Source organism: Aminobacter sp. MET-1 (genome assembly GCF_026521175.1).
Classification (GTDB): Bacteria; Pseudomonadota; Alphaproteobacteria; order Rhizobiales; family Rhizobiaceae; genus Aminobacter.
In genome coordinates this window covers 44878-59142 of sequence record NZ_JAMSHL010000018.1, presented here as the reverse complement: position 1 = coordinate 59142, position 14265 = coordinate 44878, and the positions used below count along the sequence as shown (strand labels likewise).

Below are 14265 nucleotides of genomic sequence, written 5' to 3'. Positions count from 1 at the left end.
ACGACCGACATGGCAAGGAAACTTGGAGTAGGGGTGATTGGCTGCGGCAACATCTCGAAGACTTACTTTCAGCGAGCGCCCCAGTTCCGGGGCATCGAGATGCGCGCCTGCGCCGACATCAACATGGATGCGGCCAGGGCGCGGGCAAAGGAGTTCAATCTGCGGGCAGAGACGGTCGAGGACCTGCTCAAGGCCAAGGACATCGACATCGTCGTCAACCTGACGGTGCCTGCGGTGCACTACGATGTGTCGAGGCAGGCCATCGACGCCGGCAAGCATGTCTATTCGGAAAAGCCCTTCGTGCTCGCCATCAAGGACGGGCTCGACCTGAAGAAGCGCGCCGACAAGAAGGGCGTGCGCATCGGCTCGGCACCAGACACCTTCCTCGGTGGTTCGCACCAGTTGGCGCGGCACCTCATCGACACGGGCAAGCTCGGCAACATCACGAGCGGCACCTGCCACGTGATGAGCCACGGCATGGAGCACTGGCACCCCAATCCCGATTTCTTCTTCCAGCCCGGCGGCGGCCCGATCCTCGATCTCGGGCCCTATTACATCGCCAACCTCGTCCAGCTCATCGGGCCGGTTGCGCGGGTGGCGGCATTGTCGTCGATCCCGGCGAAGGAGCGGACCATCTCGTCCAAGCCGCGTGCGGGTGAAAAGATCCCTGTCACCACGCCGACGACGATCCTGGCGCTGATCGAGTTCGAGAACGGCGCTGTGTTTACCTTCAATGCGAGCTGGGATGTCTGGGACAATGGCCATGCGCCGATGGAGCTCTATGGCGAAACCGGCACCATCCACATGCCCGATCCCAATTTCTTCGGTGGCGAGCTGAGCTACACCAGGGGTAGCAAGCCGGTGAAGGCGCTGCCGAAATGGGATCATCCCTTCGGCGTGCCCAACGAGAAGCATGCCCATGGCATGATGGCCAACTACCGCACCGCGGGTCTGGCCGACATGGCGCTGGCGATCATGCATGGCCGGCCGCACCGCTGCTCGCTGGAACTCGCGAACCACGTCATCGACGTCATGACCGGCATCCTGAAGTCGGGCGAGACCAGGAAGTTCGTCGAGATGCAGACGACCTGCGAGCGGCCCGAGCCGCTGGGGCCTGCCGCTGCAAGGGGGCTGCTGGCATCGTCGAAATAGGCTAAGAGAGGGGATCGGCGTCACCAGCCGATTCCCCTTTCCATTCGAGGACAGCATCATGACCTGGCAACCGGCCGCGAATCGTTACGAAAACATGGTCTACAATCGCTGCGGCAGGTCGGGCCTCAAGCTGCCGGCGATCTCGCTCGGCCTGTGGCACAATTTCGGCGATGACACGCCGCACGCGACCAAACGCGCCATCTGTCAGAAGGCCTTCGATCTCGGCATCACCCATTTCGACCTCGCCAACAACTACGGCCCGCCGGCCGGCTCTGCCGAGACTGCCTTCGGCGAGATTCTACGCACCGATTTTGCCGGTCTGCGCGACGAGATGATCATCTCGACCAAGGCCGGCTACGACATGTGGCCTGGGCCGTACGGCGAGTGGGGCAGCCGCAAATATGTGCTGGCGAGCCTCGACCAGAGCCTGAAGCGCATGGGCCTCGACTATGTCGACATCTTCTACTCGCACCGCTTCGACCCGGAAACGCCGCTCGAAGAGACCATGGGCGCGCTCGACCATGCCGTGCGTTCGGGCAAGGCGCTTTATGCCGGCATTTCGTCCTACAACGCCCAGCGCACCCGCGAGGCCGCCGACATTCTGAAGCGGCTTGGCACGCCCTGCCTGATCCACCAGCCGAGCTACTCGCTGATCAATCGCTGGGTCGAGGATGACGGCCTGCTCGACGCGCTCGACGGTCTCGGTATCGGCTCGATCGTGTTCTCGCCGCTGGCGCAAGGCATGCTGACCGGCAAGTATCTCGGCGGTGTGCCGGAAGGCAGCCGTGCGTCGCAGGGCAAGTCGCTGCGCCCCGCCTTCCTCAACGACAAGAACCTCGCCAACATCCGCGCTCTGAACGCTATCGCCGAGCGTCGCGGCCAGACACTGGCGCAGATGGCGCTGGCCTGGGTGCTGCGTGGCGGCCGCGTCACTTCGGCGCTGATCGGCGCCAGCCGTCCCGAGCAGGTCGAGGATTGTGTCGGCGCGATCAAAAACCTCGCCTTCACCGAGGCCGAGCTCGCCGAGATCGACACCCATGCGCGCGAGGCCGACATCAACCTGTGGGCCCGCTCGTCCGAACGCGAAGGCCCGGCACGGCAGAAGAAGTAAGCCAGCGATAGCCAATCCCTCTCCCTGTCGAAGGGGGGAGGGGCCATGCTTGGCGGTTGGGGAATGCCCAACATTGTATTTGGCGGCCGGACGCGCTAGCAAAATCATGTGCCAATCGCCACATTGGGGCGAAGGATTGTTCCATGAGGCAGCATTTGCCGGCATGGAAAGGTGCCGCCCGGTTTGCGCCGGGCAGGGAAAGGTAAAAGCATGGCGGCGCGGGCTACGCTGACGAAGAACCAGCAGAAGGTGCTCGGAAAGCTCGAAGTGGCGAGCGGGCCGCTCAGCGCCTACATGCTGCTTGACCAGCTGCGCGACGACGGTTTTCGTGCCCCGCTGCAGGTTTACCGTGCGCTCGAGGTTCTGGTGAAGGACGGCTTCGTACACCGCCTCGAAAGCCTCAACGCCTTCGTCGCCTGCGCCGAGCCGCACGACCACAGCCACCACAACCACCGCATGACGGCCTTTGCCATCTGTGACAATTGCGGCCAGGTCACCGAGATTTCGGACGAGCTGATCGGCAAGCGCCTTGACGACTGGGTCGGCTCGACCGGCTTTGTCGCCAAGAAGGCGGTCATCGAATTCCGCGGCACCTGCGCCAAATGCGCGGCGATTGCCGCCTGATCAATTCCGGGAAAATACGCGGTTGCCCTTTGCGAACCGCTCCGGGCGCTAGCGCGCCGTCGAAAACGCGAACCAGATCGCAACGGCCGCAAGCAGCGCCGACAGCCCCCGTCGCGCGATCTTTTCGATCCTGGGGTTGTTGAGCAGCGGCTCGAGCTGGCTGGCCAGCACCACGATCAGGAAATGGATGATTGTCGCGACCGCGACGTAGATGGCGGTCAGCGTCAGTGTCTGCGACAGCACCGGGCGATCGGCGACGATGAAGGTCGGCAGCACGGCGACGTAGAAGATCGCCGCCTTGGGATTGAGCAGGTTGGTCACCAGCCCGCGGGTGAAGTAGCGCCGGTCGGCGTCTCCGCCTTCGGGCACGGCCTCGCCTGGGCCGCGCCAGCCTTCATAGGCCAGGTAGAGCAGGAACAGGACGCCACCCCAGCGCAGGCCTTCGTAGAGCAGGGTCGAAGTGTGGATCAGTTCGGTGACGCCGAGCGCTGCCACAACGCCGACGATGGCAAGGCCGAGCGCGATGCCTGCTACTGTGGCGAAGCCGGCACGGCGACCTTCGCCCGCCGACACCAGTGCCAGATAGGTCATGTTCGGCCCCGGCGTCAGCTCGATGATGAGCGACGTCAGGGCGAAGGACAGCAACGTCGACAGGCTGGACGACGTCGCGAACTCCATCTCAGTGCGCCTCGTCCCAGCTGTCGGCGGCGTTGGCGTCGACATGCAGAGGCACCGACATCGACACAGCCGGCATGGCGGCGTTTTCCATGACGTGGCGGACGACGGGGATCGTCGCCTCGACCTCGTCCTCGACGGTCTCGAAGATCAGTTCGTCGTGCACCTGCAACAGCATGCGTGCCGACAGCTTGGCCTCGGACAACGCGCCCTCGATGCGGATCATGGCGCGGCGGATGATGTCGGCGGCCGTCCCCTGCAGGCGGGCATTGATCGAGGCGCGTTCGTTGAAGGCACGCACCGACGGGTTGGAGGAGCGGATTTCGGGGTAGTGGATGCGGCGGCCGAAGATGGTCTCGACATAACCCTTGTCGCGGGAGAACGCCTTGGTCTCGTCCATGTAGGCGCGGATGCCTGGGAAGCGCTCGAAATACTTCTTGATGTAATCGGAGGCTTCCTCGCGCGGGATCGACAGCTGGTTGGCGAGGCCGAAAGCCGAGATGCCGTAGATGATGCCGAAATTGATCGCCTTGGCGCGACGGCGCACTTCCGACGGCATGCCCTCGACCGGCACCGAGAACATTTCGGATGCCGTCATGGCATGAATGTCGACGCCGTCGGCGAAGGCCTGCTTCAGCTGGGCGATGTCGGCGACATGGGCGAGCACGCGCAGTTCGATCTGGCTGTAGTCGGCCGAGATCAGCTTGTTGCCCTTGTCGGCGATGAAGGCGGTGCGGATCTTGCGGCCTTCGGCCGTGCGGATCGGAATGTTCTGCAGGTTCGGGTCCGACGACGACAGGCGGCCGGTGGTGGTGGCGGCCAGCGCGTAGGAGGTGTGGACGCGCTTGGTCTCGGGGTTGATGAAGCCGGGCAGCGCGTCGGTGTAGGTCGATTTCAGCTTGGTCAGCTGGCGCCAGTCGACGATCTTGCGCGGCAGCTCATGGCCTTCGGCGGCGAGGTCTTCCAGCACCTGGGCCGAGGTCGACCACTGACCGGTCTTGGTCTTGGTGCCGCCGGGCAGGCCCATGCGGCCGAACAGGATGTCGCCGAGCTGCTTGGGCGAACCGATGTTGAAGCGCTCGCCGGCGATGCTGTTGATCTCGTCTTCGAGCCGCGCAGCGCCCTGGGCGAGTTCGCCCGACAGCCGCGACAAGATCTGGCGGTCGACCGAGATGCCCCGCTGTTCCATGCGCGCCAGAACCGGCACCAGCGGTCGCTCCAGGCGCTCATAGACCGAGACCAGGCCCTTGGCGGCTAGGCGCGGCTTGAGCACGCGCCACAGCCGCAACGTCACGTCGGCATCTTCGCTGGCATAGGCCGACGCCTTGGCGATGTCGACCTGGTCGAAACCGATGAAGCTCTTGCCGGAGCCGGCCACGTCCTTGAACGGGATCGGCGTGTGGCCGAGCCATTTTTCCGACAAGGAGTCCATGCCGTGGCCGCCATTGGTGCCGCCGTCGAGCACGTAGGAGATCAGCATCGTGTCGTCGAACGAGTGCACGTCGATGCCGTAGCGGTTCATCAGCACCAGATCGTACTTAAGGTTCTGCGCCACCTTGAGCACGGAGGCGTCCTCGAGCAGCGGCTTGAGTGCTGCGATCGCCTCGCGCATCGGGATCTGGTTCTCGACCAGCCCGCCGCCAAGCAGGTCGTCGCGGCCGCTTTTGTGACCAAGCGGCACATAGGCGGCGCGCCCTGGTGCGGTGGCGAGAGAGAAGCCGACGAGCTCGGCCTGCATCGGGTCGAGCGAAGTGGTCTCGGTGTCGAAGGCGATGACGCCGGCCTCGGCCGCCTCGTTGACCCAGGCTTTCAGCGTGGCGAGGTCGCGGATCGTGACATAAGCGCTGTGGTCGAATTTTTCCGCCGCGGCAGCCTCTGCGAGCTTGTTGGCGAGGGCTGTGGGAGTGTCCCCATCGGCGGCGACGGTCGCGACGGGCGTTGCTGCAGCCACGTCGGCAGCTGTGGCCGGAACGGTCGTCGCTGGCGCAGCAGGAGCAGCACCCGAACCCACGTCCGGTCCGTGTGCGTCGTCGCCGCGTTCGACCGGCACATAGGCGGGCTCGATCGCGCCGGCGTCGGCGCCGGTGGCCTCGGCGACGCGCCGCGTCAGCGTGGTGAACTCCATCGCCTTGAGGAAGGAAATCAGCCGCGCGCCGTCAGGTGGCTGCAGAGCGAATGCATCGAGGCCTTCGGTGACCGGCACGTCGTTCTTCAGCTTCACCAGCTCGCGGCTGATGCGCGCCTTGTCAGCGTTGTCGATGATCGACTGGCGGCGCTTGTCCTGCTTGATCTCGGAGGCGCGGGCGAGAAGCGTGTCGAGATCGCCGAACTGCTCGAGCAGCTGTGCAGCGGTCTTCGGGCCGATGCCTGGCACGCCGGGGACGTTGTCGACGGAGTCGCCGGTCAGCGCCTGCAGGTCGATCATCTTCTCAGGCGGTACGCCCCACTTTTCGATAACTTCGGGGATGTTGATCTGCCGATCCTTCATCGGGTCGTACATCGACACCGTCTCGCCAACGAGCTGCATCAAATCCTTGTCCGAAGAGATGATGGTGGCGTCGCCGCCGGCCTCGCGGGCGAGGCGGGCATAGGTGGCGATCAGGTCGTCGGCCTCAAAACCTTCCATCTCGATGCAGGGCAGGTCGAAGGCTCGGGTCGCATGCCGGATCAGTCCGAATTGTGGGATCAGGTCCTCGGGCGGGGCCGAGCGGTTGGCTTTGTATTCGGGGTACAGCTCGTTGCGGAAGGTCTTCGACGAATAGTCGAAGATAACGGCGAAATGGGTGGGCGTGACGCCAACATCGGTGTTGCGTGCGTCCTGCATCAGCTTCCACACCATGTTGCAGAAACCGAGGACCGCATTGGTGGGCAGTCCGTCGGATTTGCGGGTGAGCGGCGGCAGCGCGTGATAGGCACGGAAGATGTAGCCGGAGCCGTCGACAAGGAAGAGATGATCGCCTTTTTTCATGGCGATACGGGTAACTTGGCGCAGCCGCGCTGTCCATGGTCAAGGCGGCTCCGAAGCGCCCACTCATGCCGTCAGCTGACGCTTTCCACACTATCCCATTTTTCGGGACAGTCGTTTGCGCCTTCCGCCGCTTATCATCGCCTGCCGTCGCGATAGGATTTTCCCGGGAAAAGCGCAGGAGCAAGCGGGAATGTGCCAAGAAACTCGATTGCATCGCAGCGAGATGGCAAAGGCGGCTTCGACCGTCCGCAAACCGGGTTGCACCGGGACCTGTACGCGCTGCCCGCTGAATGCAGGAGCAGTCGCGCGGGCGTTGGAGGCGCTGGCGACCCCGGAGCTGCTGTCTCCGGAGCCGTCGTCAGGCACGATCAGACACTAGGCCTGGTCGATCCACGTCTGGTCGAAATGCTGGTCGTAGGCCTGGTGGATCTGGTAGCCCATTACGTTCGGGCGCATATGGGCAAAGAGCTTGCGCCAGAAAGGCTGCACGATCACACCGGACCCCTGCAGGATCGCCTGCAACTCGCCCATGATCTGCTTGCGCTTGTCCGAGTCGCCGATGGCGTTCGCTTCCTTGAGCTTGGCGTCGAACTCGGGATTGGAGAAGCCCGACTCGTTCCAGGCATTGCCGGTCTGGTAGGCGAGCGCCAGGGTCTGGATTCCCAATGGCCGCGCGTTCCAGTTGGTGGTCGAGAACGGATATTTGGTCCAGTCGTTCCAGAAGGCCGATTCAGGGATGAGCGTGCGTTTGACCTTGAAGCCCGCTTCACGCATCTGCTGGGCGATGACGTCGGAACTCTCCTTGCGATAGTCGCCGTCGACCGAGATCAGGTTGAACTCGAAGTCGAGCTTGCCGGCCTCGGCCAGCAACACCCTTGCCTTTTCGATGTCGCGCTTGACCGGCGGCAGCGGCGCATAATCAGGATGCATCGGCCCGACATGGTGGTTCTCGGCAGCGATGCCGTGGCCGTTGGCGCCGAGCTTCAGCACCGTCTCGTTGTCGACGGCAAGCTGGATAGCCTTGCGGACGCGCTGGTCGTTGTAGGGTTCTACATTGACGTTGGTGCGGGCGACGATTGTCGTTGCCGTTACGATCTCCGAACGCTTCAGCCCGAGCCCGTCGAGGATATCGACGTCGTTGGTCTGGGTCTGGCCATTGAGATCGACCTCGCCGGACTCGAACGCCGAAATGGTGGCAGCCGAGTCGGTGCCGTAGTCGATCCATTCTATGCCGTCGAGATAAACCTCGCCGCCCCACCACGCGCCGTCGGGCCGCCGCTTGACCGATGCCTTGACGCCGACGTCGATGCCGGTCAGCTCGAACGGTCCGGTGCCGATGGGCTGGGCCGACAGCATCTCACCGCTCCTGTCGAAGTCGCGGTGGACGATCAGCGCGGGGTAGTCCGTCATCGCCGGAATGATCGTGACGTCCGACCGCGCCAGCTTGAGCACGACTTTATGGGCGTCGGGCGCGGTAATGGCCCCTTCGATCGCCTTCTTCGTCGCCGGATCGATCAGCGCACCCATGCGCCCGGCCATCGAATTGCCCGGAGCGTCCTTGTCGCACCAGCGGGTGATGTTGAACACCACGTCTTCGGCGGTGAAGTCGTCGCCATTTGACCACTTCACGCCCTTGCGGACGTTCAGCGTGTATTCCGTGGCGTCGTCATTGATCGACCAGCTTTCGAGCAGCATCGGTCGGAAGGTGAAATCGGAGTTCCAGCGAACCAGCGGTTCGAGGAACTGCATGGCGATGTTGCCCATCTGAGAGACGCTGAACTTGCGCGGATCCTCCAGCGCCATCACCTGCATGGCGATGCGCAGCGTGCCGCCGCGTTGCGGGGTTGCGGCGCGGGCCACCCCGCCACCTGGCGCAGCCAGTCCCAGCAGCGAATAAGCAACCGCGGTGCAGGCGCCGAAGGCGCTGGCCAGGCTGAGGAATTCGCGGCGATGCATGCCGCCGCTGTCCACGTCGCGCAGGAATTTCCCGATTGCCGGATGAAGGTCTTTGGTCTTCATTTGTTTCTCTCCCATTGTAATCGTTCAGTATGTCGTTGTTCCGATAGTGCCCGGCCGGGTTCGTTGTTGTTATGCCGGGTATTCAGGTGTGCCGCCGATCGATTGCGACCGGCCGGATGTGAAATTCGCAGAGGAACGGCATGAACCTTGTGACTGCCATGAAGGTGTTCGACCGGGTGGCGCTGCTGGGCAGCCTGACGGCGGCGGCCGACGACCTGACGATGTCGACGACGGCCGTCAGCCGCTACATCAAGGAGTTGGAGGACGATCTTGGCGTCAGGCTGATCAACCGCACCACACGCCGGCTCAGCCTGACAGAAGCGGGCAGGGAATATGCGACCCGCGCGCGCGCTCTTCTCGACGACCTGGACGAGTTGCGCGACGCGACCAGAGGCCTGCATCGCGATACCCGCGGCTCGATCAAGGTGTCCTGCTCCAATGTGCTCGCACACACCCGGGTCACCAGGCTGGTGCCGAAATTCCTCGACGAAAATCCGCAGGCCTCCATCGAGCTGCACCTGACCTCGCGCTACGTCGTCGGCATCGTGGAAGAAGGGTTCGACGTCGCCATCCGCTTTGGCGAACAGAACGATTCCGCATTGATCGCCAAACGCCTCGGCGAAGTGCGCAACTATGTGTGTGCCACGCCCGAATACTGGGATCGCCATGGCCGTCCGCAACATCCTGGTGAACTGGCCCAGCATTCCTGTGTCTTGAGCAATTTCGCCAAGCGGCTCGGGAGCTGGCCGTTCCAGGGACCGGACGGGCCGTTTTCGGCGCCGGTCAGGGGGCGCGTGTCGACCAATCACATCGAAGCTGCCTATCAGATGACCCTTGCCGGCTTCGGCATCGGCAACCTGCCGAGCCTGCTGGTCGACAAGGCCATAGCGTCGGGCGCGCTCGAGGCGCTGCTCGAAGAGTTCAGGCCGGAGTCCAGCCCGATCTATGCGCTCTATCCGCACCGGACCTACGTGGCGGCCAAGGTGCGGGCGTTTGTGGATTTCCTCATGCGCGAGCTTTCCTCCGACCTCATAGCCTGAAGGCCGCGTCGGGGAACGCGGCCTCTGGGGTTTGCTGGACTTAGTTCCACCACGCGGTGGTGTCGTATGACGGGCCGGGATCCTCGAAGAGCCGCTCGTATTTGCAGAGCTTGGGCTTGTCGCCGAGCGGCATGGAGACACCGTCCTTGAACGCCCATTCGCCTCTGGAGGTAGAGTCGGCTCGGACGTAGCTCGACAGCGCGAACGCCCGGTCGTGAGCGGATTTGTTGGCGGCCGATCCATGCACGGTCAAAAGGTTCCACATGGCGAGGTCGCCCGGCTCGAGTTCAAGCGAAACGATGTTGGCGGGGTCGATACCGACGGCGACCAGCTCCGATTCCGCAGTAACCCCCTTCATCAGCTGGCCGTGGCCCTCGTCGGACAGTCCGAGATAGCCGAGCTTGTGGCTGCCGGGGACGACCTGGAGGCAACCGTTCTCCACTGTGGCGCGGTCGACGGCCAGTCCGGTGGTGACGGTCGACTCGACGATGGCGTCGAAGTCGGCCTGGTTGCGGAAGCGGATGTCCTGGTGGAAGCGGTAGCCGGTAAGATTGGCGCCCGGCGGCTTCCAGTGGAGCTGCTGGGCGATCTGCTTGATGTCGCGCCCGATCAGCCCTTCAAGCAGCTTGAGATAGTCGGCGTTGCGCCGGAACTCCTCGAAATACCGGTTGATCCACGAGAACCAGTAAGCCTGTAGCACGTAGCGCTTGTCGAAATGTGTCTCGGGCAGGACCTGGAAGTTCAGGTTGCCATGCCGGAAGGTGGCGTGATGGCGCAGGCCCTCTTCATAGACGGCCTGCGTCTCCTTGCGCAGCCGCACCAGGTCGTCGCCATCGACGAAGCCGCGGACGATGGCATAACCTTCCTCGCGATATTGCTCTGCGGCGTCTTTCGCCTGTGCAGTTGTGATCATTTCGGTTCTTCTCCCATACCGTCCAGAGGGAGAATATCGATCGGCTGCCAGGCGATAAGTTTCTAAATCCGCAAACAACTCTGCCGAATTTCGGGACAATGAGCGGCGGAACGTCTTCCCAGCCGTTCAGTTTGGCGCGAGACGCTTGGAGATGGTTTCCGGGCCTTCCCGATAGTCGGTGAAGCCCATCCCCTGGTAGAACGCCAGTCCGCCGGTGTTTTCCTTGCGAATGGTGGCGTCGATGAAGCTGGCGCCTGCTTTTCTGGCGGCTTCCAGCGTGTTGGCGAACAGCGCCCGTCCGGCGCCCTTCTTGTGCACGCGCGGATCGACGAAGGTGGCGACAATGGCCCAGTCCGACGGCAGCTTGTCGCCTGGCCAGTCAGGGTCGGACCATTCGAGCGACTGGAACCCCAAAACCTGCTCGCCTTCCAACGCCACGAAGCAGCTGATTCCGAGTTTTGGCGCGATGAAGTAGCTGATGATGCGCTGCTCGTCGAAATGCTCGCGGTGTGCTGTCGTTCCGCCGATCTCGATGATTTCATTGAGGATTCGCGCCATCGCGCTTGCGTCTTGCGGTTGGGCGGGTCGGACATGCAGGGGCATGGATCGGTCATTCCACTGTTGGTTTGATTTGCCGGAAACTAAGCGTCCTGCAGCTGTTCTGCAAAGGCGAGGACTACGCAGCTGACATTGGCTGCGGCACTCGGCAGGTTGATGTCAGGAAGAAACGGGCCGAGGCTTCCGATCACGGGTATGTTACGAAAGTGTAATCTTCGTGCCCTTGAATCGCCACGTTCGCGGCCACAAATAGCAGTCATCGGCAGTTTTTGCCGAAGTCCGGTCTCAGGCCCGTCCCCCGCCTATCCGGACCCTGCGGCAGCCTCATCCCCCTCTCCGGGCTGCCGCACCGTTTTGAAATGTGCCGCCGTGGCCACCCCTCCACCACGGCGGCACTTTTTTGTCCGGAGTTCAGCGGTTCCCCTTTCCCTGCGCCGGCCTCTGGCCCAATCCTGCCCGCTTTGCGTTTTTCTCTTCGGCCACTAGTTTGCGCCGCAGAAGAATCGAAAGGCACCCACATGTCCGCTGTCGCACCCGTTCTCGATCGTCTCGACAAGAATCTCGACCAGAGCCTGGAGCGCCTGTTCGAGCTGCTCCGCATCAAGTCGATCTCCACCGACCCGGCCTTCTCAGCCGACTGCCGCAAGACCGCCGAGTGGCTGGTCGCCGACCTCAAGACCATCGGCTTCGACGCCAGCGTGCGCGATACGACGGGCCATCCGATGGTCGTCGCCCACCATGCCGGCCCTGCCGGCTCGCCGCATGTGCTGTTCTACGGCCATTACGACGTCCAGCCGGTCGATCCGCTTAACCTCTGGGAAGATGATCCCTTCGATCCCAAGATCAAGGAGATCGCAGGCGGCATCAAGGTCATCACCGGCCGCGGCTCGTCCGACGACAAGGGCCAGCTGATGCTGTTCGTCGAAGCATGCCGCGCCTGGAAAGAGGTGCATGGCGGCCTGCCGTGCGAGATCACCCTGCTGTTCGAGGGCGAGGAAGAGTCCGGCTCGCCGTCGTTGAAGCCGTTCCTCGAGGCCAATGCCGAGGAACTGAAGGCCGATTTTGCCATGGTCTGCGACACCGGCATGTGGGATCGCCAGACGCCGGCCATCTGCGTCGGTCTGCGCGGCCTTGTCGGCGAAGAGGTGATCGTTCACGCCGCCAACCGCGACCTGCATTCGGGCGAGTATGGCGGCGCTGCCGCCAACCCGGTGCGTATCCTCGCCAAGGTTCTCGCCGACATCCACGACGACAACGGTCGCGTCACGATCCCGGGCTTCTACGACGGCGTCGAAGAAACGCCCTCTCAGGTGCTGAAGTCGTGGGAAACCCTCGGCGAGACGGCGGAAAACTTCCTCGGCGAGATCGGCCTGTCGATCCCATCGGGCGAAAAGGGCCGCTCGGTGCTCGAGCTGACCTGGGCGCGTCCGACCGCCGAGTTCAACGGCATATCAGGCGGCTACACCGGCAAGGGCTTCAAGACGGTGATCGCGGCGGAAGCGTCGGCCAAGGTGTCGTTCCGCCTCGTGCACAAGCAGAACCCCGAGAAGATCCGCGCCGCCTTCCGCGAGTTCGTGCGTGCGCGCATTCCAGCCGACTGCAGCGTCGAGTTCCACGAGCATGGCGGCTCGCCGGCGATCCAGCTGTCCTACGACTCGCCCTTCCTCGCCAAGGCCAAGGACGCACTGTCGGATGAGTGGCCGAAGCCGGCCGTGATGCTCGCCATGGGCGGCTCGATCCCGATCGTCGGCGACTTCCAGACCTTCCTCGGCATGGAGTCGCTGCTGGTCGGTTTCGCCCTGCCTGACGATCGCATCCACTCGCCCAACGAGAAATACGACCTGGCCTCGTTCCACAAGGGCCAGCGGTCCTGGGCGCGCATTCTCGAGGCGCTCACCCGCAAGTGAGGTAGAAACCGAGGTTTCTATTGATTTTTCCTCCGATCGCGGCAAGTGAGAAGCCAAGCCGCGATCGGAGACACGCATGACCATCCGCTTCCACAAGCACGACCTTCCAGACCTTACGCATTACGATGTCGACGCCGTTGCCATCGACACAGAGACGCTGGGCCTGAACCCGCATCGTGACCGCCTCTGCGTCGTCCAGATTTCGCCGGGCGACGGCACCGCCGACGTCATCCAGATCGCGCCGGGCCAGAAGAAGGCGCCGAACCTCACGGCACTCCTGAAGAACCGCAAGGTGACGAAGCTGTTCCATTTCGGCCGCTTCGACATCGCCGTGCTTTACAATGCCTTCGGCGTGATGGCCGAGCCGGTGTTCTGCACCAAGATCGCCTCGCGCCTGACCCGCACTTACACCGATCGCCACGGCCTCAAGGACATCTGCAACGAGCTTCTGGGCGTGTCGCTGTCCAAGCAGCAGCAGTCGTCGGACTGGGCCGCCGAGACGCTGTCGCCGGAGCAGTTGGAATATGCCGCCTCCGACGTGCTCTACCTGCACCGCCTGCGCGACGTGCTCGCTGGCCGGCTGGAGCGCGAGGGCCGCGCCAGGGAGGCCGAGGCCTGCTTCCGCTTCCTGCCCACGCGCGCCAAGCTCGACCTGATGGGCTGGGGTGAAGAGGACATTTTCGCCCACAGCTGACCTGGCGCATCGGTCCGGAAATCGGAAACGGTTTCCGAAAAACTTCGAGGCGTGAATTCAACACCTGGAGCACCCCTGACGCGTCCATCCGGACGCATGGTGCGCCAAGGTCTGGGCTGGTCGATGGAACGAACCGGCCCGTTCGCCCGTTTGGGCTGCGTCGTGTCTGCGGCGCGCCCTACGTCCTCTTGGGACATGAAACCCGGTGCCGCAGCAATTTGAATCCGCGCGCGGCCCGGCTGGATATCGATCCATCGGGGCAACGCGTCAGCAAAGGACGCACAAATGGCTTCGACCCGCGAAGAAATCCAGAACGACCTCGAAGAGCAGGTTGCCCAGCTGAACAAGCAGGTGGCGCAGCTTACCAAGGCCATGTCGAAGCGCAGTGCGGCAGCCCTTGCCGAAGGTCGCGACAGTGCTGCCGAACTGTATGACGACCTGCACGGCCGCTTCGCCGATGCCATGCCCGGGATTCGCAGGCAGGCTCGGGTGGCGCAGAAGACGGCGCAGGACAATCCGTTGGCCACAGCCCTCGTCGGCGTCGCCCTGCTTGGCCTGGTGGCCGCGCTGGTGGCCCGTCGCTGACCGGTCTTGCCGTGCGGCC

At 63.6% G+C, this 14265-nt stretch carries 12 protein-coding genes; 7 read left to right on the top strand and 5 right to left on the bottom strand.

Annotated elements, in window-relative coordinates; genetic code table 11:
- Nucleotides 1-9: 9 nt before the first annotated feature.
- The 3 genes from NDO48_RS22110 to NDO48_RS22100 all read left to right on the top strand — a co-directional run bounded on the left by NDO48_RS22110 (nucleotide 10) and on the right by NDO48_RS22100 (nucleotide 2887).
- A complete protein-coding gene (locus NDO48_RS22110) occupies nucleotides 10-1152 on the top strand; it encodes a Gfo/Idh/MocA family protein (protein WP_026226778.1) in 1143 nt (380 codons plus the stop codon).
- 58 nt (nucleotides 1153-1210) lie between these two features.
- The gene (gene mgrA, locus NDO48_RS22105) at nucleotides 1211-2263 is read left to right on the top strand and encodes an L-glyceraldehyde 3-phosphate reductase (RefSeq protein WP_018425884.1); all 1053 of its coding nucleotides are present in this window, start codon (nucleotides 1211-1213) and stop codon (nucleotides 2261-2263) included.
- Between the two features lie 210 nt (nucleotides 2264-2473).
- A complete protein-coding gene (locus tag NDO48_RS22100) occupies nucleotides 2474-2887 on the top strand; it encodes a Fur family transcriptional regulator (protein ID WP_018425885.1) in 414 nt (137 codons plus the stop codon).
- Between the two features lie 48 nt (nucleotides 2888-2935).
- Here NDO48_RS22100 and NDO48_RS22095 read toward each other — a convergent pair whose 3' ends face one another.
- From NDO48_RS22095 to NDO48_RS22085, 3 genes are all read right to left on the bottom strand, one after another.
- A complete protein-coding gene (locus NDO48_RS22095) occupies nucleotides 2936-3565 on the bottom strand; it encodes a LysE family translocator (RefSeq protein ID WP_018425886.1) in 630 nt (209 codons plus the stop codon).
- A gap of 1 nt (nucleotide 3566) precedes the next feature.
- On the bottom strand, nucleotides 3567-6530 hold the full coding sequence (gene polA, locus NDO48_RS22090; RefSeq protein ID WP_018425887.1) for a DNA polymerase I: 2964 nt from the start codon (nucleotides 6528-6530) through the stop codon (nucleotides 3567-3569).
- 375 nt (nucleotides 6531-6905) lie between these two features.
- Nucleotides 6906-8549, bottom strand: coding sequence for an ABC transporter substrate-binding protein (locus NDO48_RS22085; RefSeq protein ID WP_018425888.1), 1644 nt, complete (start codon nucleotides 8547-8549; stop codon nucleotides 6906-6908).
- A gap of 140 nt (nucleotides 8550-8689) precedes the next feature.
- Between NDO48_RS22085 and NDO48_RS22080 the strand changes: the two genes are divergently transcribed.
- On the top strand, nucleotides 8690-9589 hold the full coding sequence (locus NDO48_RS22080; protein ID WP_018425889.1) for a LysR family transcriptional regulator: 900 nt from the start codon (nucleotides 8690-8692) through the stop codon (nucleotides 9587-9589).
- A gap of 40 nt (nucleotides 9590-9629) precedes the next feature.
- Here the strand turns inward: NDO48_RS22080 and NDO48_RS22075 are convergent, their stop codons facing one another.
- A complete protein-coding gene (locus NDO48_RS22075) occupies nucleotides 9630-10502 on the bottom strand; it encodes a phytanoyl-CoA dioxygenase family protein (RefSeq protein ID WP_018425890.1) in 873 nt (290 codons plus the stop codon).
- 126 nt (nucleotides 10503-10628) lie between these two features.
- Nucleotides 10629-11060: a GNAT family N-acetyltransferase gene (locus NDO48_RS22070; RefSeq protein WP_018425891.1), complete on the bottom strand. Its 432-nt coding sequence runs from the start codon at nucleotides 11058-11060 to the stop codon at nucleotides 10629-10631.
- Nucleotides 11061-11578: 518 nt separating this feature from the next.
- On the opposite strand from NDO48_RS22070, the gene NDO48_RS22065 reads away from it, so the two are divergent.
- The 3 genes from NDO48_RS22065 (at nucleotide 11579) to NDO48_RS22055 (ending at nucleotide 14246) form a co-directional block, all read left to right on the top strand.
- On the top strand, nucleotides 11579-12967 hold the full coding sequence (locus NDO48_RS22065; RefSeq protein WP_018425892.1) for a M20/M25/M40 family metallo-hydrolase: 1389 nt from the start codon (nucleotides 11579-11581) through the stop codon (nucleotides 12965-12967).
- 76 nt (nucleotides 12968-13043) lie between these two features.
- Nucleotides 13044-13661, top strand: a complete 618-nt coding sequence (locus NDO48_RS22060; RefSeq protein ID WP_018425893.1) for a ribonuclease D — start codon at nucleotides 13044-13046, stop codon at nucleotides 13659-13661.
- A 285-nt stretch (nucleotides 13662-13946) separates the two neighbouring features.
- The gene (locus NDO48_RS22055; protein WP_018425894.1) at nucleotides 13947-14246 is read left to right on the top strand and encodes a hypothetical protein; all 300 of its coding nucleotides are present in this window, start codon (nucleotides 13947-13949) and stop codon (nucleotides 14244-14246) included.
- Nucleotides 14247-14265: the final 19 nt, after the last annotated feature.

What these genes read in the sequence shown, in the direction of transcription:
- NDO48_RS22070 (WP_018425891.1), bottom strand. Translation starts at nt 11,060, where the DNA reads ATGGCGCGAATCCTCAATGAAATCATCGAGATCGGCGGAACGACAGCA.
- NDO48_RS22095 (WP_018425886.1), bottom strand. Translation starts at nt 3,565, where the DNA reads ATGGAGTTCGCGACGTCGTCCAGCCTGTCGACGTTGCTGTCCTTCGCC.
- NDO48_RS22065 (WP_018425892.1), top strand. Translation starts at nt 11,579, where the DNA reads ATGTCCGCTGTCGCACCCGTTCTCGATCGTCTCGACAAGAATCTCGAC.
- NDO48_RS22080 (WP_018425889.1), top strand. Translation starts at nt 8,690, where the DNA reads ATGAACCTTGTGACTGCCATGAAGGTGTTCGACCGGGTGGCGCTGCTG.
- NDO48_RS22060 (WP_018425893.1), top strand. Translation starts at nt 13,044, where the DNA reads ATGACCATCCGCTTCCACAAGCACGACCTTCCAGACCTTACGCATTAC.
- NDO48_RS22055 (WP_018425894.1), top strand. Translation starts at nt 13,947, where the DNA reads ATGGCTTCGACCCGCGAAGAAATCCAGAACGACCTCGAAGAGCAGGTT.
- mgrA (WP_018425884.1), top strand. Translation starts at nt 1,211, where the DNA reads ATGACCTGGCAACCGGCCGCGAATCGTTACGAAAACATGGTCTACAAT.
- NDO48_RS22075 (WP_018425890.1), bottom strand. Translation starts at nt 10,502, where the DNA reads ATGATCACAACTGCACAGGCGAAAGACGCCGCAGAGCAATATCGCGAG.
- NDO48_RS22110 (WP_026226778.1), top strand. Translation starts at nt 10, where the DNA reads ATGGCAAGGAAACTTGGAGTAGGGGTGATTGGCTGCGGCAACATCTCG.
- NDO48_RS22100 (WP_018425885.1), top strand. Translation starts at nt 2,474, where the DNA reads ATGGCGGCGCGGGCTACGCTGACGAAGAACCAGCAGAAGGTGCTCGGA.
- polA (WP_018425887.1), bottom strand. Translation starts at nt 6,530, where the DNA reads ATGAAAAAAGGCGATCATCTCTTCCTTGTCGACGGCTCCGGCTACATC.
- NDO48_RS22085 (WP_018425888.1), bottom strand. Translation starts at nt 8,549, where the DNA reads ATGAAGACCAAAGACCTTCATCCGGCAATCGGGAAATTCCTGCGCGAC.